Genomic DNA, 24,045 nt, shown 5'->3' on the forward strand with positions numbered 1-24,045 from the left:
TTTAACCTCCTGCCATTGCTTTCATGATTTGCTGTTGATGGATCTGATCCCCGCTAAGTTCTTGCACTTTTTTGCGGTCCCGGATTACGGCAATCCGGTGGCTGACACGAATCACTTCTTCCAGCTCGGACGAAATGAACAGCACGGCCATTCCCTGCTTCGACAGAGAGAGCACCAGCTTCTGTATCTCAGTCTTTGCACCGATATCAATTCCACGCGTAGGTTCATCGAGAATCAACAGATCGGGGTTCATCAGCAACCACCGTGCAAGCAACACCTTTTGCTGATTACCGCCGCTCAGATTTTTAATTAAATGCTCCGGGTTTTTCGGATGGATATTTAACAGGTTGATGTACTTTTCGGCGATCTCATCCTGTTTCTTGCGTGAGATGGGTTTGGACCAGCCTCGTGTCGCTTGTAAAGCCAGAATAATGTTCTCCCGAATGGTCAAATCATCGATTATGCCTTCGGTTTTACGGTTCTCGGAGCAAAAAGCAATATTCTGATCAATTGCATGACGCGGAGACTTGACCGTACTTCCTGTATCTACAACGAGCAGCTTGCCTACATCTGAACGATCTGCACCAAAGAAAAGGCGAGCAATCTCAGTACGACCAGACCCCAATAATCCAGCCAAGCCAACGACTTCTCCCTTGTGAATGTCCAGATCAAATGGCTCAATTGCTCCTTTGCGTCCAAGTGCCTTAGCGGTAATTAACAGTTCTCCCGACTCCGCCTGGGCAGCATCCGCTTCCTTCGGAAGCTCCTCAAGCACCTCGAGTTCCTTGCCGATCATCTTGAGCACAAGTTCCATGCGTGGAAGTTCTGCGGCTATGTACTCTCCTTCCAATTCCCCGTTACGGAGCACCGTTAGACGATCCGACATTTCGTAAACCTGATCAAGAAAATGAGTAACAAAAAGAATTGCGAGACCTTCACTCTTTAATTTGTGCATAATACGAAACAGTTGCTGAACCTCGTTTTTGTCCAGACTGGATGTGGGTTCATCCAATATGAGCACTTTTGCCGAGATGCTGAGTGCTCTTGCAATTGCAATCAGTTGTTGCATCGCGACCGAGTAGGTCTGTAAAGGAGCCTTAACGTCGATGGACAGATGTAATCTGTCTCGCAGAATGTTCTCCGCATCTTTGTTCATTTGCTTCCAATTGATTTTGCCAAATCGCATCGGCTCCCGCCCGATGAAAATATTCTCAGCGACCGTTAAGTTCGGACAAAGATTGACCTCTTGATAAACGGTACTGATTCCCGCCTTTTGCGCTTCAAGCGGACCGGAGATCGAAAGATGCCGGTTATCCATGGTTACCGTTCCTTCATCAATGGAATAAACGCCAGTCAGAACTTTAATAAGCGTCGACTTCCCCGCTCCATTCTCACCCATCAAGGCATGAATCTCGCCCGGAAACAAGCGAAAGCTGACGCTGGATAGCGCTTTAACCCCGGGAAATTGTTTGGTGATGCCTGTCATTTGCAAAATGGGTGCTTGCTCGGCCATATAACCCTCTCCTTTGTTATGGAAAAAAGTCATTTAGCGACAGCCTGGTCGAAAAATGACTTTTCGGTGTTATACGAATCTGCTTTTAATATTCACGTGTTGGCAATGCTTCTTTGGCTTGCTCCGATGTGAAGGTCGTCTCATCCGTAACGATTCGGGGTTCGATGTCTTTCCCGTCCACTACCGATTGAACCGCTTCCATTAATTGAGGTCCTAACAACGGATTACATTCAACGATAAAGTTGATTTTGCCATCAGCAGCAGCCTGCATACCATCCTTCACGGCATCCACAGAGATAATGGTAATATCTACGCCTGGTTTCAATCCTGCCGCTTCAATGGCCTGGATTGCCCCAAGTGCCATATCGTCATTATGTGCATAGAGAACATCTATTTTTTTATGTGCTTTAAGGAAAGCTTGCATGACTTCTTTGCCTTTGGCACGTGTAAAGTCACCCGATTGTGAAGCAATCACTTTAAGCTTCGAATTGGAAGCAATCAATTCCATAAAGCCCTCTTGACGGTCATTCGCTGGTGCGGAGCCTGTTGTACCCTGCAGCTCAACAATGTTGATTTCATCTTGTGTGTCTTTGTATTGGTCACTAAGCCACTGACCTGCTTTGCGTCCTTCTTCTACAAAGTCGGAACCAATAAAGGTTTTGTAGAGGGTTTTATCCGGCGAATCCACAGCACGGTCCGTCAAAATCACGGGAATTCCTGCATCCTTCGCTTCCTTCAATACGGTATCCCAACCGGATTCTACAACAGGGGAAAAAGCAATCACCGTCACCTTCTGTTGTATGAAGGATCGCAAAGCTTTAATTTGATTTTCCTGCTTCTGCTGCGCATCGGAGAATTTCAAATCATAACCCGCTTCTTTGGCTGAATCCTGAATCGACTTGGTATTCGCCGAACGCCAGCCACTCTCCGCACCAACCTGCGAAAAACCAAGCGTAATTGTTTTGGCGCTGGCAGGTGTACTGCCATTCCCACTCGTTGAAGTTTCATTATCGGAGCCTGCTCCTCCATTGGTACTGCTACATGCCGTGCTGACCAGCATCACCATAGCCAATGTTATGGCAAGTCCCCACTTTTTTTTGGTTCGCATGTTGTGATCCTCCCTTTTTTCGTTTCACCTTGTGGTGTGACCACATTATAGAACGCTTTCATTCCAAGCTTATATGGAGTCTCATACTTTATTTATGTAATAATTTAGTAATTTCAAAGAATGAAGTTTAAAAAGTGTAATTTCTTTGTTTAATTGTGTAGTATTTAGCGATTCTCTTACATATTAGAAAATCATGTTATACTAATGATACATTTTTGATCCCTTCAGATGGAGTGGAAAACGTTGAAACTCATTCAATGGATTGCTTCAAGCCTCAGGCTTAAATTACTCAGCATGTTTATCATCCTCAGTTCAGTACCACTGATCGTGGTTGGATTGATTTCTTACCACAAATCCTATACGGTCGTATCCAATCATAACAAGGCCTCGACACAGCTGGTTGCCGACCAGCTTGCTAGGAACATTGACATCTTGTTTGAGGATACGGAACGGCTACTCGAACTGGGCAAGAACCCGCAAGTGCTTCAATACTTGTATTCTCAATCGGAGTCCTACCCGGAAGCCAAAGCCATCCTTCAGACATACAATCTTTATCGGGAAACCTACAAGTATGACAAGGTACTTAATATCTCATTCGTGAATTTCTATGGAAAAGGCATAAGTGAACGAAAAGGCGTGTTCAAGCTGGAACGAAATCCGCTGCGTAACCCGTACTTCAAGTATCTGATACAGTATCCGGATGCCATTCTGCGCATCCCTCATTCTGCAGCCTATGCCGAATATAACAGGCTGGATGGGTTTGCTTACCCTAAACAGAATGCGCTTTCAATTATAACCACGGTCAAAGAGCGAATTACGCATGAGGTCATCGGGTTCATAGTGATTGATTTGAATGATTCATTCATTGATGATTTTTTGACGAATACCCCCATTAAGGATTCCGGTTTTTTCTATATTAGTGATCAATACGGAAATACACTCTTTAGGCCAGATGTCACCCCTGCATCCATAACCATGATGGATCAGATCCGATCGGTCCCTTTACATCTACAGCACGACAGCTTTATCCTGTCTGCAGGATCCAAGCCCCAGTTTGTTGTATACAGCACCTCAAAACAGACCGGATGGAAAATGATCGGGGTAGCTCCTTATCAGGAAATCATTGCAGAGGCCAATAGCATTCGCCAATTGATCATCATTACGGTTTTGTTAAGTGCTTTCTTTGCGATATCGTTATATTTTTTCCTGAATAACCGACTGATTCTTCCCATCCGAATTCTGATGAACAAGATGCGTAAAGCTGCAAACGGTTACTTGGAAGCCAAAGTCACACCACACGGCTCGGACGAAATTGCTGATCTGGGCAAAAGTTTCAATGTGATGCTGGATAATCTCAAAACACTAATCGAAAAGAGCATTCGAGAGAATGAACAGGTGAAAATAGCTGAACTACGTACGCTGCAAGCTCAGATCAACCCTCATTTCCTGTATAACACGTTGGAATCTATTCTATGGATGGCTGAAGCAGAGAAAAAAGAAAATGTAATCAAACTTGTGCAAGCCCTCTCGAAGTTCTTTCGTTTGAGTCTGAACAAAGGATTCGACTGGGTATCCATTCAAACCGAGCTTGAACATGCGCGGAGTTACTTGGTCATTCAACAGATGAGGTACCACGATATTCTCACCTACGAGATCAGCGTTGATCGTGAGCTTCAGGATTATCCCATTTTAAAAATGACGCTGCAGCCCCTGATTGAAAACGCGCTCTACCATGGGATCAAGAACAAACGCGGTCAAGGGCTAATATCCATACACGGATATGTAGAGGACAATAGCATCATTCTCACCGTTCAAGACAACGGAATTGGCATGTCTGCGGATCGATTGGCACAATTACGTGAAGAGCTGGAGAAGCCGGCCGGTTCCCGTTCACCCCAAGATGACGAGCAGGAAGGCGGATTTGGTCTGCTCAATGTACATCACCGGATTCGACTCTATTTCGGACCAGCTTATGGCGTTGAAATGGAAAGTACCTATATGGAAGGCAGCACATTTATGATTCGTATCCCCAAAAGCAAGGAGGTTAACCGTTGAAAAAGGTGATGATCGTGGATGACGAAATTGGAATTCGGGAGAATATACGGAGCTGCATCGATTGGGAAAAGGAAGGTTTTCACTATTGTGGGGATGCACCCGACGGCGAGCTTGCGTTACCTTTAATTCATGAATGGGCTCCGGATATTCTGATTACGGATATCAAAATGCCATTTATGAACGGATTGGAACTGACCTCCATCGTTCGCACTCAACAACCTGATATCAAAATCATTATCATGAGCGGTCATGATGAATTCAGCTATGCCCAGGAGGCTATCCGACTTGGTGTGACCGAGTACTGTCTAAAGCCCATTAGCGCAGCAGAGCTAATCCAAATGCTTCATAAGGTCAGCAAACAAATGGATGAAGAACATCAACGCATGACAAACCGAACGATCACCAAAGAAAAACTGCTGGCCGATCTGTGCGGAGGACTCATCGGTACAACCGATGCGATTGAATCAGCCAAACAACTCTCACTTCCACTCTCGGCCCGGTACTATACAATTGTCATTATCGACGTTCGATTAACAGATGACTCCCGGGACCCGGAATCCCTGATGAAGAAGCTGCTTCCCATACTGGAGGAAACTCGTGATCCCCACGTCGAACTTCTTCCTTATATTCGAAGCCGGACCGAGTTGGTGCTTCTGCTCAAGTATCACTCCGATGACAGCATATCCGTATATCTGGAGCAGCTTCGCGGGCGGGTTCGTATGGAACTTGAGCATACGTTCAAATGTAATATTATTCTGGGCATTGGCAGTCAACAGGAGCGGCTGCAAGGAATTCATGTCTCGTATCTGGAAGCGGAGGAGGATAAATATATTAATCGACTCACCCTTCAGAACAGAGCTTCTCTACATGACATTAACCTGGATGAGCAAACGACTCTTTTTCTCGACAGGAATTCGTTTCTTGAATTTCTCAAAATCGGCAGCCCCAATCTGCGTGACCATTTTGTGCAAGAGTTTGCCACTCCATTACAGTCCTTCGACTGGAAGTCCTCCTCGTATGGCTTCTATCTGTTGAATGATCTTACGCTGGAGTCGTTTCGGCTCGCGAATCAGTTGTTCCGCATGAGTGACCATTCGGATGAGAACATTACTTCCCTGCAACAGACGATTCGGAAGATTACGTGCTGGGAGGATTGTACCCAATATCTGTGTTCCCTGCTTAACCTGTTATGGCAGAGAAGAGCAGCGTGCTCTGGAAAATACAGTGATGTCATTGATCAGGTGAAAGCCTATGTATCCCGTGAATACAATAACGAACAGGTCTCGTTGAAGATGATTTCTGCACACGTCAGAATCAGTCCAAGTCATCTAAGCAAGATTTTCAGTCAGGAAACTGGTCAAACGATAACGGAGTATCTAACCCAGATTCGAATCGGCAAAGCCAAGGAGCTGCTGAAAACAACCAACAACAAAACCTTTGAAATTGCTTACAAAGTTGGTTACAATGACTCTCACTATTTTTCTAATATATTCAAGAAAACAACCGGTTTTACGCCAAGAGAATACCGAACTCAAGGAACCGAGGAATCGCAGGCCAGACCATCAGATATGAGAAAAGAGTCAATGTATGAATAAAGCCAGATTTGCACTTTTACTTACACTAAGCCTTCTGTTCCCGATGATCGTTTCATCCGGTTCGGCACACATTCGCCCACAGCAGATGGCTGCAATACTTCCTGCGACTTCACCTGTAGAGAAATCTGCAGCGAGCAAAACTTTCGGTATTATTTATCCAATGACGTATCCAACCTATGAGATGATCACGAAGGATGCAACGGAGTATGCAGGGAAACACAATATTACATTAATTGTAAACGCACCTGATGAAGCCAATACCGAACAACAGATCCGTATCATGGAGAATATGATCAAACAGCATGTGGACGGGATAGCTATATCTCCCGTGGATGCTGCTGCACTTACACCCGTTATTGATGCAGCCCAAGCTGCGGGTATTCCTGTCATTACATTTGAGTCGGATGTCCCATCCAGTCATCGAATCGCTTATGTGGGCGCCGATAACTATCGCACTGGCCAGCAGTTCGCGATGACGACTACAAGACTTCTGCATAATCAAGGCATGATTCTTGTCGAGAATGGTTTGGAGGAGATGCAAGGTTTGCAGCAGCGGCTTAATGGATTCATTGATTATATCCGCAGTGAAACAGACATCGAAATCTTGGAAGTTCGTTATCATCAAGGGAATGAAGATCAAGCCATGTCCGATATGGAGAACATGATTCAGGCTCACCCTCACTTCAATGCAATTATCGGGCTCGATTTTGTTTCTGTCTCTGCCTCTACCCTGATCTGGAAAGCAAAAGGCCTTAACCGGCATTTAATCGCGTTCGGTGATAGCCCGACTAGTGAAAACGGGTTGCTCAACGGTCAATTGTCTGCCGTTATTTCGCAGAATGAAGGAGTCTGGGGTGCCAAAATGATGGAGACCCTGTTACTCGCTAGCGACAGTGTGCCTGTGAAGGAATTTATTGATACGGGGATCATTGAAATAAATCAGAAAGAAAGCAATTAAGGGGATGTCCGCCTGTCATTCTGATGACAGGCGGACATCCCCTTTTAATTTTCGTACACGTAGTTATTTCTACCCTTTACGGTTTAGCTTCATAATAATCCGATCCAGGATGAACCCCACTCCGCCCCAAAACATCAAATGGAACAAGTATATTAACGGCCTGAACAATGAGTTCGTCTCTGGATTTGTATTTATCTTGGTCAACCAGTCATTCAGCAACGGATTTATAGGATTCGTTAGGTAAATCAGAATATTCTTATCATCATTTCCTGATAGATTAATGAAACATACGGTTAGCGAGAAAATAACAAACCAAAAAGTCAGCTTTTTCAGTATGCTCAGCATGACGAGTGGGAGAACCTCCTCTCAAGTATGATGATCGCTTTTGATAAGCTATTTTTTCCATTCATTTTCTAATATGCTCATTTCGATTAGATTCCAGAATGTATCTTCATATCTTCTCGCATCACGAATAAGTCCCTCTTGTACAAAGCCCGCTTTTTCATAACATCGGATGGCTGAGACATTAAAATCAAATACGCCCAGACTGATCCGGTGCAACTTCTCCTCTTCAAATCCAATTCGAAGTGCCTCATCGATCATTTGCTTCCCATAACCTTTACCCTGATACGGCTCGCCAAGTAGCACCTTACCGATACGCCCTGAACGATTATATCGATCGATACCGCCAAGAGCAATATGACCCACAATCTCCTGAGTTGATTCATCCATCACTTTATAAATGAACTTATTTGAAGTGTTCTTATCATTGGCACCCTGCAAATAATCCGATAGTTGCTCTCTGGAAAGTGGATATTGGAACTGAGGGCCGGCCCACTGGAGCAAAAATGCTTCATCCCCACTCCATTCGATCAGTTGATCAAAATCTTCCGGTTCAAAGTATTGGAATGTAATCATGTATATCCGCCCTTTCTTTTTTATGTCATATCATAACCTATTTCAGTTCTCTTGTGTCGTCATAATTATGAGTTTCATCAAACGCTCTGTTTCTTATATTCATTTCATGAATGTAGTTTCTGACAACATTCATTGTACTAATTAAACAGATAACTCCACCCAAAATGCATATCGCGCCTATCCAATAATTCAGTACAAAATTCACTTGATAATCACTCGGAGTATAGCTGCCAGCTGCTGCTGACTGGAATGCTGCATACCCTAGCTTAGGAATCACCTCTTCAATCATTTTCGAGATTGTAATAATCACAATTCCCAGCATGATAAAGAGTAATGAGAAAATAATGTGTATATGCTTCAAAGACAAGCTACCTCCTTTACAATCCAAATCGCGTGTGTTTTGGCACTACTTGCATCTTAGAAGCCGAACGACTTCGCCATCAATCAGCCCTTCACTTACGCTGTGAAAACCAAATGATTCATACAGATTTCCGGCGATACCATTTTCCGGCCTGTGTCCAATCATGATGCGTTTGCAATTCAGCGATTCTTTCATTAGATCAATCAACTTCCTAAGCGCTTCTCTTCCATAACCTCTGCCCTGATATTTTGTATCTATCATTAGAGCAAGAAGCCAGTAGTTATCCTCATGATCGGGCTTATCTGAGTACACAGCAAAACCAACCAGATCCGAATCATAATAGATGGCCATGGGTCGAAAATCGGTCACGACCTTGGATTCAGCAATCCAATATACAACTGGCGCGGGAAAACTTTTTCTCTGCTCTTCAGTTACATCCAGTTGGGTGCAAGCATACCAATTATCCACCGACACACGTTTTAAATGAATCATAGTTTGAAATTCCTCCTAGTGAAAATTACACAGAGGAATCCCTCGATACCCTTCCCTGGGTCCTCTGCGCTAGACAAAAACACCTCTTGCAACTTCATTTCTTCTACTCAGATTTGTATTGTTTCTCATATCACATCACTCCTCTCACGTATATTTCAGCGTTTCAACGAAATTTCACGATTAAGACTTGTTAAAGCTCGCTTGCAGTGTCCATTCTAATCTGCGGAGCCATTCCCTATGTACATCTGGATGAGCATTCTTGATTCGGTTCATGATCTGTATTACTTTGGATGTGGAATATGCCCGAATTAGATCATTTGTTACATCAATATTTGTACGTTCTGTATATGCATTTAAGAAGACTTCTGACAGATCCTTTGCCATGTGAGGGTAATGAAGATGCACAAACCAGACCACCCATGCGATATCAAACAACGGATTGCCCCATCCTGCCCACTCCCAGTCCAAAATGAACATTGAATCGTTGGATAAGATGACATTATGTGGTCCGTAATCTCCGTGAATCAGAGTTTGCTCCCCATGATCGGAAATGTCCAACACTTCTTTTACCATGCTTTTGATTCCGGAGGGTACAAACTCAAGTTTCTCCACATCATTAGCGGACTTCGTTATGACTGGCAGCTCTGCTTCGCAGTCACCTCGTTTGATTGTGTGCACGTCTCTGGCGAGATATATACCAAGTTGCTCATAAATTTTCCTGCCTTGGTCACGTCCATCTTGATCCAGCAGCCTCTGTGCGTTTATTCCTGGAACATAATCCATCATAACAAACAGCCAGTTTTCTTTTTCAAAGCAATCATGCACTCGCGGAGTCACGCCAGAATGATTTAACAACCTTAGCGCGCTTATTTCTGTCCTTGCATCTGTATTTTCTACATGATAGATTTTAGCAATCATCTGCGGATCAGTTCCCTCAAGTAAAAGGGTCGTATTGGTATAACCACCTGTTAGTTTAACAATGTTCACATTCGGAAATCTGTTTAACAAGATGTCATGGTTCACTTCATGCATTCCTTCTTTCTTAGTCCTTGAAGTTCAGTCCTCATTTAGACAACCTCAAACCTAATCTTCGATCTCTGAAAGCATAGGGCTATGTTTAATCAGTTCAGCGATTTTAAAAGATTTATTGGCACCTAACACTTCCCTAACAGCTTCAACCCCCTCTGACTTCCAGACCGAACAGACATATTTAGAAAAAGCATACCCATTCAAAGCATATCCATTGTCCTGTAGCCGTCTGAATAACCCCACACTTTCCTCTACCTTTTCAATATCTGTCAAAATACATGCCAGATTGTTCATCGCGATGTGAACATCTCTCTGTGAGTTACTGGATGAATTCAATTGTCTCCAGCTACCTACAACTTCCTGATTTTTTATTTGATCTAATGCTGACCAGTCGATCTTGTTTATCAAATTCAGCGTTTCATCCAGAAGCAGATTTACTTCTCTAACCTCCCCAACATGATGCAGATAGGCCAGACGCTGTTTGTTGTATGTAATTCGGGCAAAAAGAATATTGGACCATGTCTCATCTTCTTGTATAAGCTGGTTCATATTTTCAAGCACACTGTCCATTTCACTGTATCTCTCCAAAACCCAAAGCGAACCACCTAAAGCCCGATGACTCTCGAATCGAGCACCTCGGTTGGTATCCAACTTCGGGGCATACTTGCAAGCATATTGGTACCAATCCATCCAATCATCAAAGTAGTTCCCCAGAGATAACGACAACGCTTGTGTTGAATCCGAAACGATCCAGTGTAACTGCTCCGAGGCGAGATTTTCTTTCCCCCATTTGAAGAATTCCCGGTGATTGGCATAAAGCGGTTCCGGCTCTCTTAATAAGGCATAACCATCTGAAACATTCCAGTAGACCCAGCCTTGTTCATGGACAGACAATTCCCTGGATTGTTCGAAGTTTTTCAGTAACTCAATCATACCCTGATGATCCCCTCGAACTACTAATTCCTGAAAAGATTGAACGATATTCATCCCCATCCTCCGTCCCTATTAGTTTCAACCCAGCTATGTCAATGGCTTCGTCCCGCAAGCTGTAATGAAATTCATCATGGCATAGGCTTCCGGCGAATGATTTATCGCTTCAGATGCGTGTTGCAGCTGAGCAAATTCCTCCGAACTGATCACACCTTTTTCAGCAAAATGTACAAAACGATTAAGATTAAACTGGTGCTTAAACCCTTCTATGCCTAACAGATCACTATGTTGAAGGACAGAATCAATGTCAACATCGATGTATCCGCTCTCAGAAAGGAGACGCGGCAGACTTCTGCCAATTAAGCGATTACCACCGTGTTGTGCTACATAGTCCGAAATTTTCATTAATACCGTATGCAAAGCAGGTACATCAGGATTCACTGCTCCAAAAACGCCGTCATCCACATCAATAATGGCAAGACGGCCGCCAGGCTTCAGTACACGATATATCTCTTGTGCAGCTTCGTTTGGATTGTTCAAGTGAAGAAAGATCAGTCTTGCCACGACAAAATCAAAAGAATCATCAGGCAGATCCATCTGGTAGATGGAAGACTCTACAAATTGTAATCGCGTGGAAGGAATATCTTTCAGCCGTTCTTTGGCTTGTGCTTGCAGTGAACGATCAATCTCAAGAGAGGTAAGCTCGCTGTCCGGCAGACTGTTCAATAGTTGCTCTGTAATGTAACCTGGTCCGCTTCCGACCTCCAATACACGCATTCCATTTTTCAAACCATACCACTCTAGATTTCGAAATTCTTTGGACCACCCCATTACCGCCTGCATCTTTAACCTCTCTAATTCCTCTTGTAAACTTAACACTGCCGTTTGGATACTGTATGTTGAACGCGGATCACTCATATATTCTCTCCTGTTCTTAAATAGAATAATAAAAACATATATTTTTAGACCTTTTTCTTCCCTAGAAAAAGAGCAACCTTATGTTGTTTCTCTATCGTTCCACCTGCAGCATCAATGGAATGTTTGATTCGCTCCAGCCAAGTTGCTGCCTAATTCAATACACGTGATGTTTCTATAATCCTTGCTCACCAATCCGCCAGTGGCCTGCCCCGTTCCGCAGCCAATCTCAAGAATGGAATCCTCTTTATTAAGATTCAGATATGTAAAAATATCATCAAACATTTCACTCGGATAGACGGGTCTATATCGTTCATATTCATCTGCTACGAGATTAAACGTTTCCTTATTTTCCAAGTTCGCATCCTCCGATTTCAATTGTGGTTTTCCTATAATACATTGACTAAAGTTACCATATCTTATTATTCTTGATAGTAAGAGGATAAACCTTTCAATAAGAGAATGATGATAGTTTAAGTTCAAATTTTATATCCTAGAGGACTGAGGTGTTCTTGTGAAAAGTATATTTGATACGATCAATGCTGCTGAAATTACAGAGCGCATGGCTCAACTTAGTGAAAAATCCATCCCTGAATGGGGCACGATGCAGGTCTCTCAAATGCTGGCTCACTGTTCAGCATTTCATGATATCCCCTTAGGAAATGCTTTTCCACCTAGAGGATTACTTGGGAGACTTATAGGACGGTTCGCAAAACCAATGTTTTATAATGACAAGCCCTTGCCCCATAATATGTCTACGATCCCGACAATCATTATTGATGACCAACGACAGTTTATGGCAGAAAAAGAAAAGCTTGAGCAGCAGATTAATATCTTTCAACAAGGTGCTTCAGAAAAATTCTCCCGCCACCCCCATCCCTTCTTCGGAAAATTAACAGCCGAGCAATGGGGTAAAGGCATATACAAGCATTTAGATCATCATCTAAAGCAATTTGGAGTTTAGCGGTTATGCACGGTGTGCCAGTTATGCATGCTGTTCTATTATTCCTTTCATTGACTGACGAGTTCAGCATGTAATATCCGGAACTTATTGGTTTCTGGATTACATTCTAAATTAGCAATGACTCAACTTCATTAACCCAATCTCCTTCTTCGTCAGCCAGTAAAGTCCTCCAACCAAGTAGCTTAGCAGAATGTAAATTTTTCTCTTGATCATCTATAAATAGAACCTCTTCTCCAGCTGCCAGGAGGGTTTTGACCCGTTGGTATATCTCAATCTCAGGTTTGCATAAACCCACTTGATTAGAGATGGTTACACTTTTGGTAAATGAGCTTAAACAGCTCAGTTTCGGCTCAATCCATTCCTTACAATGATTGCTGAGTAGATGGATATCTGCGAACTCACTCCATCGCTCAAGGTATTGAGCAGCTGGTAAGGGAACAATTGAATTGTATAAGATGTCCTTCGCTCGGCTTATTGATAATTCAGGATACATCTCCTTCAACGATTGCCAGAACTCTTCTTCCCTCATCATTCCTGTCCAGAGCTTTCGTTTGATTCCTGCAAAATGTACTTTCAAAGATTCTGCCGATAGGTTGGTTTCCTCACTCATATCTTTCCAGCACGTCAACGACATATTACTTAACAAAACCCCTGCGATATCTAAAACGATCTGTGGTCTGCCTTTCATTTTATCGACCCCCGAGTTCAACTAATACGACGTATAACAGTCCTTAAATCACTTAAAAGCGTCATGCGGAAGGACAGCATGTACACCCTTAACGCCATTCACAATTTGGGTGATACGCAGGTCAATTACCGCGCTTCCAAGTGCAATCGCTTCCACTCGTTCTAGTCCGTACAACTCACCCATCAGATTGAGCATCCCATCTAATGCTTCAACCGTAGCCTCATTCAGATCTTCATGAAAACCGAAGGTAATCCAGCCGGATGGCGTATGTGCACGAGGATTGGTCAAAATCATATCATCAATCACATTAAGCGTGACATCCACCACTTTCATCGGACATTCAATGGCCTGACAGCTGACTTCACCGTCTCCCTGCCGTGCATGACCATCACCAATCGCGAGATAACCCCCGTCTACGGGGATAGGTAAATATAATTTACTTCCCTGCACCAGTTCCTTGCAGTCGATGTTCCCTCCACAATAGCGAGGCGGCCAAGTCGTATGAATTCCACCTGACTCTGGCGGCATGCCCACTACACCCATAAACGGCGAGAGAGATACAGTGAAGGACTTTCCTTTTATTTCACAGCTTCCACTCATCGTTCGGCGATCAAGTGTCCAGTTCAGCGACAGTTCTTCAACCTCTGTTAGATGTAACTTCTGGTTCTGCCAGTTCGGATATCCGCCGGCGGAAGTAAACCCGTAACTTCCGGGTACGATCTCATTAAAAACAATCTCCAACGTCTGTCCTTGCTTCGCCTCATCGATATAGATCGGACCGATTAAGGCATGACCTCCATCTTTTTCACCTTGACGATCAACAGGTTTCATGCGTTCCGCATAACTCACACCCATGCCCCAGCCCGCATCTAGCGTCTGAAAACGAATGGAATCACCAGATTTCACGCTCAAAATGGGGGTTACCTCATTGGTAAATGAACCGATCAGATTTTCCTGAGTTAATTCAATCGTATGACTACTCACTACAATCCCTCCCTGGTTTGGGATACATATTATATTCAAAGCAAGCAACATGCTGTGTTCCGTGTCACCCCCTGCCTGCTAAATCCTTTACGCTTCAAGGTTGGCAAGATATTTCTTCAACGGTTCCATATGATGCTGGTCATGCCATATAAAATCTTTAAGGTATTGGGGAATATAAAATACGTTCCCCTCTGCGTCCAAATACGTCTGATGAAGCTGTTCCTCCGATAACCCTCGAATGTCATTCATAATTTTATGGCGGTACGTGATAGCCTTATTTACGATTTCGGACGTCTCTGTGCGGTTCCCGTACTCAATAGCTTTGCGATTAAACTCTTCAAAATCCATTTGTTTCAACGTAACTGTCTGCTTCAGAGCAATCTTCTCAATCGCTTCTTTGTAAAAATATCTATCCCATAACATCATGTGGCTGACGATGGATTTTATCGTCCATTTCCCTTCTTCCATGCTGGAATTCCAGGTCTTCTCTTCAAGATGATTCATCGTCTTGACAAACAACGCCCATTCTTCAAAAGTTTGAAGCAAATGTTCAATCTCTTTAGTCATGATTACATTTCCCCCTTCTATCTTTTTTGAAATGATTCACTGCTCGATATGTTCTCTTCGATTACGATTCATCCATCCCAAAGCATAATCAATCATCTCTCTTTGGGGTATCAGATAACTCACAGATTCCCCTACCATTCCTTCGGTAACAGCGTTAGTCTGGATCTTAAACTCATTAAAATCAATTCAAAATCATCTGATTCATTGTTAATATCATCGTATGTAGTCCATTGCTCAATTCCATCCACCAGTATTTTTACTCCCCAGACTTTTGGCTTAACAAATGAATTCTGCTGTTTATATCCGGCCAGGTGCAAGGAGGTGTTACTATTTGTAGGTGCACCAAGTAACAGAATGTATCCACTCAAATCATAGATTTTTCCTAACGGAGATTTCTCATTTAATGCATAATGCAAGTTGTGATCTTCCATTATCCGTTTGGCCTCTTTCCCCCAGGCAGCGAAAGACATGTGCGGATGTGAGCTTCGAAACACACCATCTTGCCTCCGAAACACCTCAGGAATGATACCCATATACGAGGTTGGTGTTAAATCAGGATAATAAATAGGCATGTTGTCTTTGATGAACTCAATTTCCTCTGAAGACAGGTTCGCGTCATGCTCTGAAGGTTCACAAAGATGTTCTGTTTGAGTGGGCATGACAATGGTTCCATTGGTTCCAACGGCTTCTTCCAGAGCTAAAATAACACTTACCGGGCCACCTATAACCTTACCTATTGCTTTGAAGGAGGAATGAACGATTATCGTCATGCCCTTCTTAACACCTAAGCCTCTTAAATCATTAATGAGCGTACTTTTTGTAATTCCAGCTGTTATCATATGAACTTTTCATCCCATGCTGTATTGATAATTCCCAGTCTAACATTCCATTCTTTCAGCATTTTTCGTTTTACGGCAGCCCGCTCTCCTATGGCCAATTCCAAAAACCGCATATCATTTTGGATCATCATTATTCACCTCTCTAATAAGTACTGCATAAGCGCTTCTCTCGTCATTGGATGCAGAATAACATCTTCCGAGTTCATCATACGTTCTGCCAAATTGGAATCTTTGACTCTGCGGCCCCATTTTCTTGAAAAAGATCTCCAGTCACATACCATTTCTATAAAATATTTTTTCGGCATAGGCAAAGCTTCTTTTGTAGTTCTGTTTACAATCCAATACTCCCAATGATGTTTATTATGATTCTGATGTAACCATGCGTTCTTCCATCTTAGTTCTGTATCTTCATCTTTACGGCCCGCATAAAACTTGATTGCATAAGGGATAAATTCTTGAGGACAAAACTTGGATAAATTATGAAGCAGCCCTTGTACATATAAACCTTCATGCCAGCACTCGATTAAAACATTCAATTTATGTTCAGTTACATATAAAAAGTACCTCCAGTATGCAGAAAGCAATGTCATCCACACCCCCAGCTTCTTTTTACATTCTCTTCAATTCATACAGTGAACCCCTATTCACTTTTAAACAGCGTATTTATAATCATCTCGGCACATTCCTCAGGTGTATGCAGACTCGTATCCACCGAGTAGCTATACTGAATGTCGGAAGCCATGATTTGATGTTGCTCATCCGATTGCTCTTCTCTTCGATCCCCACGTTCGATGTTCCGCTGACGGCAGATGTCGAGGGGGCAATATAACTCAACGATATCCAGTGGATACCCTTCAAAAATCTGTTTGACTTGTTCATAATGCGGCGCGAGCTCCGGTCTTTCCACAAGAATGCCATCAATCAGAACATGCTTTCCATGGTCTGAAAATACTTTTGCCGTATGATACATCATTACAATCGCTTCACTCAGATACTTCCAGTAATCCGTCTGAAGATGTTTATCACCAATCGTATTTTCAAATAAATCATTAGCCACAACATAGAAAAACGGATCATCGTATGATTGCATCGCCTCGACAATTGAAGTTTTACCAGAGCTGGTTACACCGTTCAAAAATATAATTTTGCCTTTTTCCATGATGTTCATCTTCCTTTGCTTAAGTATAATTTTATAAACGTAATACAGCGTGTCCTACGTGTGTTTCATTGATTTTTTGAGCAGCATGATCTGGCCAATATGATAGGCATTATGAATACATAGATTTGATACAACTCCCCACCATGGCGCGTTGAAATAGGAAGGGATTTCACGGGTCAATTTATGTTCTTCGCTATCTTCAAGTGCCCTGTTCCAATCACCAAAGACGGTTTTTAGTCTATGTAATGTCTTGCCCCACTCCACATCATTCAGGTTAGACGGATCTATCTCGAATGTATCCTCATTATTCACTGAATTCTGCCCGTTGACCTGTTCGGCAATATATCTCTCAAGCCACTTCTCATTCCAGAAAATAAGATGATTGACGATCGCCCAAATGGAATGCTCTCCCTTATTCTTTACAAAAGCGGCCTCCGCCGCATTGAGGTCTGTCAAAATATCATGAAGCGGAATAAACCAGCTCTTGTCATGATAACAGGCGTTTAATTGGTCTATGAGAATAGCTTTGTAACTCATCGCTGCACCTCACTCAGATTAATATAAAATTTATCCGTTCATTGACTTCGCGATCTTCATCACAAGATCTTCTGACATGTTTCCGCCAATGATCTCGTATTGCAGCGCCTTCCCATGCACGTCCTCTTCGATCCATACCAATTGGGAAGTTTCGTTATTGAAAATATAAAATGCTTGTAGACCACGTACGGCTGCTTGTTTAACCTTAGTACCATCATGATCAGGCAATGCGATCCGGCTCTTTGTTGTCCCGAAAATATTAAGTTTATAACCACCGTATTCTTGATACGTGATGCTGATGCCCACAACCTTCTTATTGGGCTTCAAGTCTCGAATCACTACATTTCTGCCTGACCTGTTACTTTCTTCAATCATTTCATCGATTTCTTGCGGAGTTAAATTATCAAATCCATAAAATACATGAATGGCATCTATATCAGAATCAATCGGAAATTTCGGCTGCCATGGAGAATAATGTTTCTGCAATTGTTCCAAACCGTCTTCCCATGGAATGGGTGCATAATTGGTCTGTTGCGTGAATTGATTCTCTATAACATCTGCGGTGTAAATCGCCTTCCCGTCACCAGGCTTTAAGTCAAAGACGATTCGGTCAATCGCATGATCATTGCGTAAGGATTCAATTTGAATTTTTCCAAGCACATCTCCGCTTTTGTTTTTGATATCCATTGGTTTTTCACTCCTTTCTTTTCAAAAATACCTTTCTGATCTTCATACAAAAGAAAGTTAAGCCCTGCAGAAGATAAAACGATCATGAGGACTCCAAATATGCAAATGGTCGGCAAGATATCCTCGTAACCATAACTTGTCGTTTATTCGTCTGAGATAAAAACCTTTTGGAAATTCATTATCCTCCGTAAGGGCTGCAGATGCTATCGTAATGGAGCCGGACGGAGCTTTGTTACCCTCTGAAATATTGGTAGAACATATCTCGGGCTGATCCAAATATTGCATTCTTAGATAAGGTCCTAACTCAACCGGACAACATTCCAACCCAAGATCATTTGCTCTTCGAAAGAGCTGAAAGGTCGTAGCACCATCCGAAAAACCAAGTTGTCTGACGGTCAACTCAACCGTTTGCAAGCTTTGCTTTGTACTGGAAACTATAAATCTCTCATCATATAACAACTGTTCTCCATATTTATTCAATAAAATAGAGTGTTGGTCCAGTTTCTGAATAAGCTCTGGCTTTGTTAAACCGCCAACGTCTACCGCTCTTATTTCAACTGAACAGTCAGGGTATACTTTTTCATCTTCAATCAATATCCGTATCCCCCTAATCTAGATTCACTTCTATTTGACTTTATCTATCAAATGCAGTCACTCACCTATTTCTGAATCCGTTTACATACTAATCCTAGGTAATCGATAGCTGCAGACTAAGGCTCCTCATTAGGAATTCAATTCACAACTTCCCATTATGTTACCTCCACACATGAGATGTATATAAGACCCTACCACCTCTGTGATGTTATACAAGATTTAATTTGAGCAATATGATGCTGCCCGTGCCATACAAATCTTTGAATCGCGATATCCAATGTAATTGTACCTAACACTTCTGTTCGGAGTGTTCGTCTAAACTGATCGGGATGTAAACTATACAACAGCGTGAGAAATCGCTTGTGTAGTATCTCCATCAGCAAAATTGAATCTTCAATGGGCGTATTCCTGTAATCAAGTAATGATGCCCATAAATCCTCTCGATATGAGCTTGCCATCGGTTCATCTTCAGTCAAGGCTCTCTTAAATCTGATATAAGCGTTCATGTCATTGTCCGCAAGGTGGTGCACAATCTGTGTGATCGTCCAACCGCCATCACGATAAGGAGTACAAAGTTGATCATCATTGAGATGTTGTGTAATCTCTCTTAAGGTCTTCGTAATTCCGGAAATTTGACCTATGATGTGGATTCGATCCTCATTAGAGAATTTAAGACTTGGCTCAAAGTGTCCTATCGGAAAGCGTATTTTTTCATCCAAGATTGGCCACCTCTCCATTTCTCTACTATAGAACCAAATCATATCCAATATAACCCACAATGTTCCATTTGCGAAGTGTAAAAGCAAAAAAAGAAGCAACCTTTGTTCTCGGGCTGCTCCTTATATTAAACTACTCTCATATCTGTATTTTGATTAGAAAACTACCGCAATTAAACCTGAGTTACAAAGGTACAAACATATAAAAATCGCCCCTATCTTGGGTCGAATGGTGTTGTCTAGAACATCACCAACCAAGAGAGGAGCGACTTTAAGGTGGAGTCTACCATAATGCAAAGCTTGTGGAGTGTCGTAAGAGTTAATTTATTGAGATCTCGTCTTCGGACCGAGGGAGCAAATCCGATGCGTTAATTTGTCTTTATCTAATGAGTGACCTTATTCTGAAAATTCTATCAAAAATGGATGGCTTTTCTCATCTAATGCATTATGAATTCTGTCATAGAAATTTCCCCATGTTATCATTTGCCCAGCTTCTTCTAAAGTAAAGTAGCCCACCTCTTCACTTTCATCACTGGTAGTTAAAGCTCCACCAATCGGTTTTCCAGTAAATATATTGTTGCATACGCCTCGCGTTATGTTCTGATACAATCCACAAAATTTAATTAATTCAATGTCAATCCCTGTTTCCTCTTTCACTTCTCGAACTGCTGCCTCCCTTATAGTCTCTCCTTCTTCAACACAACCTTGAGGCATTTCCCAACCTCTTCGACCTTTCATGAGCAAAATCTCATTATGTTCATTGAGAACGATTACACTAGCAGAAACGATAAATTTCATGCTTATTCCTCCTATGTTGGTTTAAATAACCACTCTTCCTCGAATGGAATAGCTAAATGCCTAGAACTGAAACATAATCTTGAGTTGTTAATTGCTTTTTAATCCATACAACAAACTCTATGATTAATTCACGAAGTCTCTGAACACTATTGAGAAAATCTTGTTGAAACTCATCTTTAGAATTGCCGAAGAAGAAATATACATGTTCATTTATTAATTCCATTGTTACTTTCTCATCAAGGAGATTAGCAAACGTTTTCAAATCCTCGAGGATCACCTCCCACGTTTTCCAATGTATCTCGTTAAATGCATAATGATCATATCCAGAAAATATATTTTCTATTGATTTCTCTATATAGCCGAATACTTCTTCATCAAAGTAAATTGAGTTCTCATTCCAACATTGCCCAAGGTACTTCCCGGGTAAAACTTCAATATAACCAGTTCCTTTAAGTTCTTCCCTATCTCTTATTATCTTCATTGTTCACCCTCGTTAAATAGTTTCGTCAATTTGACAAAACTTTTCTGTATTTAAGACCCAGCGTGTGCTGGGTGTACTGCTTATGCGGCCCAAGGATCGATGTCCACCGTTTAATTATTATATTACCTCCTGATCCTCTGCCAAAACTTGTGCTGACAGAGGGACGTATATCCCGATGTGTGAATGCGGAGTTATGTGATTTCACTGCCTTCATTGAGGAGACTAATCATTTTCCTGTTAGTTTTTAAGATTATCACTTTGTCTTTATAAGGGGACAAGAAACTACAGATCTCTTTCCGATTTGTACTATTAAATTTATGATTCCAGATAAGCATTTCAATTAGTCCTCTTAATGTTTGCTTGTATATAGATCTTTCGGAGCCTATTCTTTGTTTAACAAATCTCATGATAATTCTAAAATGTCGAATCAACACATTAGTATCTAGGTAATAAATTACATCTGCTCTTGAAAAGCTATCAGAAAGCCATTTATAATATACTCCCTCTACAATCCAACTATCATTATCAATTATTTTATGTAGTAATTTATCTCTCACGTCTGGAGGATTCTTTCCTGAAAATTCCACTTTACTGCTCCACATGACTGTATCTAGTTCGTAAAATTTTATATTTAACTTCTCTGATAAAACTTGACCAAGATATGTTTTTCCGCTACCAGTTGAACCAATAATATGAATTCTTGAAGGTCTAGACATAATTAGCTTCTCCTCTTTAATTTATTGCAGTGATTTCTAATCACCTTCCTGTTTTCATGCAGTTCAACAAACTCGGAGGCGTCTACCATAATATCAACTTCGAAATCCATCCAACAGACCAAGGCTCCGTTAGGAGCCGCTGCTTGAATATAATGTTATACGACAGAATCTCATCTTTGATTAACCAGCCGATGTTCTCATCCCATCATTGATCTGCTATATGCTCTAATAGATCTCCAGGCTGGCATCCCAATGCCGTACATAATTTATTGATTACTTCTAACGATACATACTCATTCATATTAAGTTTTGCCATCGTTGCCGATGAAATCCCCGTCATTTTCAATAAATCCTGCTTCTTAATTCCCCTGTCAATCAATAATTTTTGAAATGGTTTATAACTTATCATCTGGTATCCCTTCATATCCGAATTGAAGCTTTATATAGCGACCTTCTCAAAAACAAATCCATCTATAATCAATTCTCATCTGATCGGAATCTTTACTTCAATGCTATACCATATCTGAAATAAACATGGCTTTAGTTCCTTCTTCTGGCTTAAATCCAAATAATCCATAGAATTTTTCTGCACTATCATAAGATATAAGCACTTTTGTTTTGATATTAGAATAACGACTAAGCATTTGTTCCATCATTATCTTTCCAATTCCTAAAGATTGATATTCTTTGTGTACTAACATGTAATGAAAATATACTGTCATCACTCCGTCAGACAATGCATTTATTAAACCAACTAATTTGGTATCATCCCATGCAGTAATAACCGTATGCGAGTTATTTATTGCTTGTCTAAGATCTTCTGGGAAATCTCCTGATTTCCAGTCCACCGAATGAAACAGTTCTTGAATTGCCTGTGTATCAATGTCTTTTATTTCTTTGAAAATAATTGTCATAATATTGCTCCTATACTTGTTGTTTTGATTGGGAGTACTGGATAACGTTTCTATATTCATGAACCCCGAAGGGGATGTTTGCTGAAACTCTTCACGAAATCCATCCGCAGCCCCAGGCTCCGAAGGAGCAATGCTTGAATATTATGTTATAGGATGAATCACTTCTCAAATCGACCTTCACGATTTATTTTTCTCCTGGTACGTATTCAATCAAATCAGATAATTTACAATTAAATGTATCGCATAGCTTGAATAAGGTTTCCAGCTTTGTTGTTTCTATATTTGTTTCCCTATAGAGTTTATTGATCGAATTCCGGCTTAAGCCCGATTTTGCCATCAATTCTGTTATATCATCTATTCGATGTTCTGCCATGAGTTCTCGTATATTACACTTGATTATGTTCATCTTTTCCCCTCCGTAATTCTATCTTATCTTTCATATTAGCAATCATCAACAGAAAGCGAAGTTTTAACTCTACAAAGTCAAATATTCACCTTATAATTAACTCTAAGAGGTCATATAATAACTTTATAAAGTTAATTACAAGGAGGAACTAAATATGATTAATACTGTAGAATCATTAACAGAACCGCTTATAAGAATACGTTTAGAATTACTCTATACTGAGCTTCTGAAATGTCATACGGAATACAATCAACTTTCTGCGGAGACAGATCAATACTTTAAAACACTTCGTGATGCTTTGCCCGATCAACTTCAACATACAGTTTTTCTTTATGAAGACGCACAAATCTCACTCCAATCCATCCTAGAAAGAAGTATCTACATACAAGGTTTCAAAGATGCCCTACAACTATTTAGTGAATTGCAGAATTCTAGTATTTAGAGGGTTATATGACCCTCTTTTTCTATTGTTTTTGATTCTGTCGTATAACGTCCTGCACGTTCACGAAAATACCCAGCCTTGGATAGCTCTTATCTTAGGCTATGTCGTGTTTTCTGAATTTTCTTCCATTATTATACACCTTACAACCAAGGCGTGGTATCCCCGCAGCTTGAATACATTGTTATATGCCGTTACTGCTTCGAAGCATCACCTAAAACCTTTGATCCAGATTACAACTCTATTTTTTACTTTGGTATAAAAACTCAACTTCACCATCTAGCAAATATCGATATTCGAATAATTGCATTGTTCTTTCCCTAATTCTCTCCCGTAGAACCATGCCTAGGCTTACCGATCCTTGTGTTCCAAGGTAACCATTATTAATAAATGTCTTCTCTACAAATTTTGTTTCCTTTAAGTGATACTGTAACCATTCTTTCTGCGATTCGATTAGTGCTTCTCTTGGTTCTCTATCCAACTTAGAAAGAAGTTTTTTATATATTTGATTCAACTCTTTATCCCAAATCTCTGTATATTTGCTTTCCAACGCCCCCCATCCCATTGTTGTAATAATCTCTTTTGAATTTTGAGCCTCATCAAATTCCACTTCATAATCATGATCTATAGGATTTCGAAGCATTTCATCATAAAATTCTCCTTTCAATTCATAGTTCCCAAT

The 24,045-nt window shown here is 41.3% G+C and carries 31 protein-coding genes; 5 read left to right on the forward strand and 26 right to left on the reverse strand.

What is annotated here, in order from left to right:
* Position 1: 1 nt before the first annotated feature.
* Complete coding sequence (locus AC1DE7_RS08815; protein WP_477534152.1) at positions 2 to 1,513, reverse strand: sugar ABC transporter ATP-binding protein; 1,512 nt, start codon at positions 1,511 to 1,513, stop codon at positions 2 to 4.
* A gap of 85 nt (positions 1,514 to 1,598) precedes the next feature.
* Positions 1,599 to 2,621 (reverse strand): ABC transporter substrate-binding protein, encoded by a 1,023-nt coding sequence (locus AC1DE7_RS08820; protein WP_017689009.1) that lies wholly within the window; start codon positions 2,619 to 2,621, stop codon positions 1,599 to 1,601.
* A gap of 243 nt (positions 2,622 to 2,864) precedes the next feature.
* Between AC1DE7_RS08820 and AC1DE7_RS08825 the strand changes: the two genes are divergently transcribed.
* Genes AC1DE7_RS08825 through AC1DE7_RS08835 form a run of 3 tightly spaced genes read left to right on the forward strand, consistent with a single transcriptional unit; the run spans position 2,865 to position 7,229 of the window.
* On the forward strand, positions 2,865 to 4,676 hold the full coding sequence (locus tag AC1DE7_RS08825) for a cache domain-containing sensor histidine kinase (protein ID WP_477534153.1): 1,812 nt from the start codon (positions 2,865 to 2,867) through the stop codon (positions 4,674 to 4,676).
* A gap of 5 nt (positions 4,677 to 4,681) precedes the next feature.
* Complete coding sequence (locus AC1DE7_RS08830; protein WP_477534178.1) at positions 4,682 to 6,271, forward strand: response regulator; 1,590 nt, start codon at positions 4,682 to 4,684, stop codon at positions 6,269 to 6,271.
* The gene (locus AC1DE7_RS08835) at positions 6,264 to 7,229 is read left to right on the forward strand and encodes a sugar ABC transporter substrate-binding protein (RefSeq protein ID WP_076326773.1); all 966 of its coding nucleotides are present in this window, start codon (positions 6,264 to 6,266) and stop codon (positions 7,227 to 7,229) included. Before AC1DE7_RS08830 ends, AC1DE7_RS08835 begins: the two co-directional genes overlap by 8 nt.
* A 393-nt stretch (positions 7,230 to 7,622) precedes the next feature.
* Here the strand turns inward: AC1DE7_RS08835 and AC1DE7_RS08840 are convergent, their stop codons facing one another.
* The 7 genes from AC1DE7_RS08840 to AC1DE7_RS08870 all read right to left on the reverse strand — a co-directional run bounded on the left by AC1DE7_RS08840 (position 7,623) and on the right by AC1DE7_RS08870 (position 12,231).
* The gene (locus AC1DE7_RS08840; RefSeq protein ID WP_100528756.1) at positions 7,623 to 8,147 is read right to left on the reverse strand and encodes a GNAT family N-acetyltransferase; all 525 of its coding nucleotides are present in this window, start codon (positions 8,145 to 8,147) and stop codon (positions 7,623 to 7,625) included.
* Positions 8,148 to 8,184: 37 nt separating this feature from the next.
* Complete coding sequence (locus AC1DE7_RS08845) at positions 8,185 to 8,508, reverse strand: hypothetical protein (protein ID WP_100528755.1); 324 nt, start codon at positions 8,506 to 8,508, stop codon at positions 8,185 to 8,187.
* A 45-nt stretch (positions 8,509 to 8,553) separates the two neighbouring features.
* Positions 8,554 to 9,000 (reverse strand): GNAT family N-acetyltransferase, encoded by a 447-nt coding sequence (locus AC1DE7_RS08850; protein WP_100528754.1) that lies wholly within the window; start codon positions 8,998 to 9,000, stop codon positions 8,554 to 8,556.
* Between the two features lie 180 nt (positions 9,001 to 9,180).
* The gene (locus tag AC1DE7_RS08855) at positions 9,181 to 10,008 is read right to left on the reverse strand and encodes a phosphotransferase family protein (RefSeq protein ID WP_477534154.1); all 828 of its coding nucleotides are present in this window, start codon (positions 10,006 to 10,008) and stop codon (positions 9,181 to 9,183) included.
* Positions 10,009 to 10,083: 75 nt separating this feature from the next.
* A complete protein-coding gene (locus AC1DE7_RS08860; RefSeq protein WP_405159107.1) occupies positions 10,084 to 11,016 on the reverse strand; it encodes a hypothetical protein in 933 nt (310 codons plus the stop codon).
* A 33-nt stretch (positions 11,017 to 11,049) separates the two neighbouring features.
* A complete protein-coding gene (locus AC1DE7_RS08865; RefSeq protein WP_477534155.1) occupies positions 11,050 to 11,877 on the reverse strand; it encodes a methyltransferase domain-containing protein in 828 nt (275 codons plus the stop codon).
* Between the two features lie 111 nt (positions 11,878 to 11,988).
* On the reverse strand, positions 11,989 to 12,231 hold the full coding sequence (locus tag AC1DE7_RS08870) for an rRNA adenine N-6-methyltransferase family protein (RefSeq protein WP_405159105.1): 243 nt from the start codon (positions 12,229 to 12,231) through the stop codon (positions 11,989 to 11,991).
* A gap of 157 nt (positions 12,232 to 12,388) precedes the next feature.
* Here AC1DE7_RS08870 and AC1DE7_RS08875 point away from each other — a divergent pair, with 157 nt between their 5' ends.
* Positions 12,389 to 12,838, forward strand: coding sequence for a DUF1569 domain-containing protein (locus tag AC1DE7_RS08875; protein ID WP_339184273.1), 450 nt, complete (start codon positions 12,389 to 12,391; stop codon positions 12,836 to 12,838).
* A gap of 106 nt (positions 12,839 to 12,944) precedes the next feature.
* Here the strand turns inward: AC1DE7_RS08875 and AC1DE7_RS08880 are convergent, their stop codons facing one another.
* From AC1DE7_RS08880 to AC1DE7_RS08955, 16 genes are all read right to left on the reverse strand, one after another.
* Positions 12,945 to 13,526 carry an HAD-IA family hydrolase gene (locus AC1DE7_RS08880; RefSeq protein WP_477534156.1) on the reverse strand — a complete coding sequence of 194 codons (582 nt, stop codon included), beginning with the start codon at positions 13,524 to 13,526 and terminating at the stop codon, positions 12,945 to 12,947.
* A gap of 48 nt (positions 13,527 to 13,574) precedes the next feature.
* Entirely contained in the window at positions 13,575 to 14,510 is a 936-nt protein-coding gene (locus AC1DE7_RS08885; RefSeq protein WP_282321767.1) for an acetamidase/formamidase family protein, read from the reverse strand.
* A gap of 87 nt (positions 14,511 to 14,597) precedes the next feature.
* Complete coding sequence (locus AC1DE7_RS08890; protein WP_127546051.1) at positions 14,598 to 15,077, reverse strand: DinB family protein; 480 nt, start codon at positions 15,075 to 15,077, stop codon at positions 14,598 to 14,600.
* 131 nt (positions 15,078 to 15,208) lie between these two features.
* On the reverse strand, positions 15,209 to 15,916 hold the full coding sequence (locus AC1DE7_RS08895; protein ID WP_477534157.1) for an AAC(3) family N-acetyltransferase: 708 nt from the start codon (positions 15,914 to 15,916) through the stop codon (positions 15,209 to 15,211).
* A gap of 134 nt (positions 15,917 to 16,050) precedes the next feature.
* On the reverse strand, positions 16,051 to 16,506 hold the full coding sequence (locus tag AC1DE7_RS08900; RefSeq protein WP_477534158.1) for a DUF5662 family protein: 456 nt from the start codon (positions 16,504 to 16,506) through the stop codon (positions 16,051 to 16,053).
* Between the two features lie 50 nt (positions 16,507 to 16,556).
* Positions 16,557 to 17,075: a phosphotransferase-like protein gene (locus AC1DE7_RS08905; protein ID WP_127546045.1), complete on the reverse strand. Its 519-nt coding sequence runs from the start codon at positions 17,073 to 17,075 to the stop codon at positions 16,557 to 16,559.
* Positions 17,076 to 17,129: 54 nt separating this feature from the next.
* Positions 17,130 to 17,612, reverse strand: a complete 483-nt coding sequence (locus AC1DE7_RS08910) for a DinB family protein (RefSeq protein WP_477534159.1) — start codon at positions 17,610 to 17,612, stop codon at positions 17,130 to 17,132.
* Between the two features lie 30 nt (positions 17,613 to 17,642).
* Positions 17,643 to 18,299 carry a DUF4367 domain-containing protein gene (locus AC1DE7_RS08915; RefSeq protein WP_477534160.1) on the reverse strand — a complete coding sequence of 219 codons (657 nt, stop codon included), beginning with the start codon at positions 18,297 to 18,299 and terminating at the stop codon, positions 17,643 to 17,645.
* A gap of 57 nt (positions 18,300 to 18,356) precedes the next feature.
* Entirely contained in the window at positions 18,357 to 18,896 is a 540-nt protein-coding gene (locus AC1DE7_RS08920; RefSeq protein ID WP_477534179.1) for a helicase, read from the reverse strand.
* Positions 18,897 to 19,084: 188 nt separating this feature from the next.
* Positions 19,085 to 19,612, reverse strand: coding sequence for a YfiT family bacillithiol transferase (locus AC1DE7_RS08925; protein ID WP_477534161.1), 528 nt, complete (start codon positions 19,610 to 19,612; stop codon positions 19,085 to 19,087).
* Between the two features lie 393 nt (positions 19,613 to 20,005).
* Positions 20,006 to 20,407: an NUDIX hydrolase gene (locus AC1DE7_RS08930; RefSeq protein WP_477534162.1), complete on the reverse strand. Its 402-nt coding sequence runs from the start codon at positions 20,405 to 20,407 to the stop codon at positions 20,006 to 20,008.
* Between the two features lie 52 nt (positions 20,408 to 20,459).
* The gene (locus AC1DE7_RS08935; RefSeq protein WP_477534163.1) at positions 20,460 to 20,888 is read right to left on the reverse strand and encodes a hypothetical protein; all 429 of its coding nucleotides are present in this window, start codon (positions 20,886 to 20,888) and stop codon (positions 20,460 to 20,462) included.
* A gap of 191 nt (positions 20,889 to 21,079) precedes the next feature.
* On the reverse strand, positions 21,080 to 21,604 hold the full coding sequence (locus tag AC1DE7_RS08940; RefSeq protein ID WP_477534164.1) for a P-loop NTPase family protein: 525 nt from the start codon (positions 21,602 to 21,604) through the stop codon (positions 21,080 to 21,082).
* Between the two features lie 205 nt (positions 21,605 to 21,809).
* A complete protein-coding gene (locus tag AC1DE7_RS08945; protein ID WP_477534165.1) occupies positions 21,810 to 22,013 on the reverse strand; it encodes a helix-turn-helix domain-containing protein in 204 nt (67 codons plus the stop codon).
* Between the two features lie 103 nt (positions 22,014 to 22,116).
* Positions 22,117 to 22,518: a GNAT family N-acetyltransferase gene (locus AC1DE7_RS08950; RefSeq protein WP_353882674.1), complete on the reverse strand. Its 402-nt coding sequence runs from the start codon at positions 22,516 to 22,518 to the stop codon at positions 22,117 to 22,119.
* A gap of 184 nt (positions 22,519 to 22,702) precedes the next feature.
* Entirely contained in the window at positions 22,703 to 22,924 is a 222-nt protein-coding gene (locus AC1DE7_RS08955; protein ID WP_179086413.1) for a helix-turn-helix domain-containing protein, read from the reverse strand.
* 154 nt (positions 22,925 to 23,078) lie between these two features.
* Between AC1DE7_RS08955 and AC1DE7_RS08960 the strand changes: the two genes are divergently transcribed.
* Positions 23,079 to 23,366 (forward strand): hypothetical protein, encoded by a 288-nt coding sequence (locus tag AC1DE7_RS08960; protein WP_477534166.1) that lies wholly within the window; start codon positions 23,079 to 23,081, stop codon positions 23,364 to 23,366.
* A gap of 238 nt (positions 23,367 to 23,604) precedes the next feature.
* Here AC1DE7_RS08960 and AC1DE7_RS08965 read toward each other — a convergent pair.
* Positions 23,605 to 24,045, reverse strand: a 441-nt coding sequence (locus tag AC1DE7_RS08965) for a lysozyme inhibitor LprI family protein (protein WP_477534167.1), incomplete at its 5' end; no start/stop codon positions are given.

The organism is Paenibacillus sp. 10L310, from assembly GCF_056395745.1.

Bases quoted from the DNA above. Each gene is read 5' to 3' on its own strand.
- AC1DE7_RS08960 (WP_477534166.1), top strand. From the start codon at position 23,079: ATGATTAATACTGTAGAATCATTAACAGAACCGCTTATAAGAATACGT.
- AC1DE7_RS08895 (WP_477534157.1), bottom strand. From the start codon at position 15,916: ATGATAACAGCTGGAATTACAAAAAGTACGCTCATTAATGATTTAAGA.
- AC1DE7_RS08955 (WP_179086413.1), bottom strand. From the start codon at position 22,924: ATGAACATAATCAAGTGTAATATACGAGAACTCATGGCAGAACATCGA.
- AC1DE7_RS08865 (WP_477534155.1), bottom strand. From the start codon at position 11,877: ATGAGTGATCCGCGTTCAACATACAGTATCCAAACGGCAGTGTTAAGT.
- AC1DE7_RS08950 (WP_353882674.1), bottom strand. From the start codon at position 22,518: ATGACAATTATTTTCAAAGAAATAAAAGACATTGATACACAGGCAATT.
- AC1DE7_RS08935 (WP_477534163.1), bottom strand. From the start codon at position 20,888: ATGAAGATAATAAGAGATAGGGAAGAACTTAAAGGAACTGGTTATATT.
- AC1DE7_RS08915 (WP_477534160.1), bottom strand. From the start codon at position 18,299: ATGGATATCAAAAACAAAAGCGGAGATGTGCTTGGAAAAATTCAAATT.
- AC1DE7_RS08900 (WP_477534158.1), bottom strand. From the start codon at position 16,506: ATGACATTGCTTTCTGCATACTGGAGGTACTTTTTATATGTAACTGAA.
- AC1DE7_RS08850 (WP_100528754.1), bottom strand. From the start codon at position 9,000: ATGATTCATTTAAAACGTGTGTCGGTGGATAATTGGTATGCTTGCACC.
- AC1DE7_RS08945 (WP_477534165.1), bottom strand. From the start codon at position 22,013: ATGATAAGTTATAAACCATTTCAAAAATTATTGATTGACAGGGGAATT.
- AC1DE7_RS08910 (WP_477534159.1), bottom strand. From the start codon at position 17,612: ATGAGTTACAAAGCTATTCTCATAGACCAATTAAACGCCTGTTATCAT.
- AC1DE7_RS08860 (WP_405159107.1), bottom strand. From the start codon at position 11,016: ATGAATATCGTTCAATCTTTTCAGGAATTAGTAGTTCGAGGGGATCAT.
- AC1DE7_RS08905 (WP_127546045.1), bottom strand. From the start codon at position 17,075: ATGGAAAAAGGCAAAATTATATTTTTGAACGGTGTAACCAGCTCTGGT.
- AC1DE7_RS08890 (WP_127546051.1), bottom strand. From the start codon at position 15,077: ATGACTAAAGAGATTGAACATTTGCTTCAAACTTTTGAAGAATGGGCG.
- AC1DE7_RS08930 (WP_477534162.1), bottom strand. From the start codon at position 20,407: ATGAAATTTATCGTTTCTGCTAGTGTAATCGTTCTCAATGAACATAAT.
- AC1DE7_RS08815 (WP_477534152.1), bottom strand. From the start codon at position 1,513: ATGGCCGAGCAAGCACCCATTTTGCAAATGACAGGCATCACCAAACAA.
- AC1DE7_RS08940 (WP_477534164.1), bottom strand. From the start codon at position 21,604: ATGTCTAGACCTTCAAGAATTCATATTATTGGTTCAACTGGTAGCGGA.
- AC1DE7_RS08880 (WP_477534156.1), bottom strand. From the start codon at position 13,526: ATGAAAGGCAGACCACAGATCGTTTTAGATATCGCAGGGGTTTTGTTA.
- AC1DE7_RS08820 (WP_017689009.1), bottom strand. From the start codon at position 2,621: ATGCGAACCAAAAAAAAGTGGGGACTTGCCATAACATTGGCTATGGTG.
- AC1DE7_RS08840 (WP_100528756.1), bottom strand. From the start codon at position 8,147: ATGATTACATTCCAATACTTTGAACCGGAAGATTTTGATCAACTGATC.
- AC1DE7_RS08835 (WP_076326773.1), top strand. From the start codon at position 6,264: ATGAATAAAGCCAGATTTGCACTTTTACTTACACTAAGCCTTCTGTTC.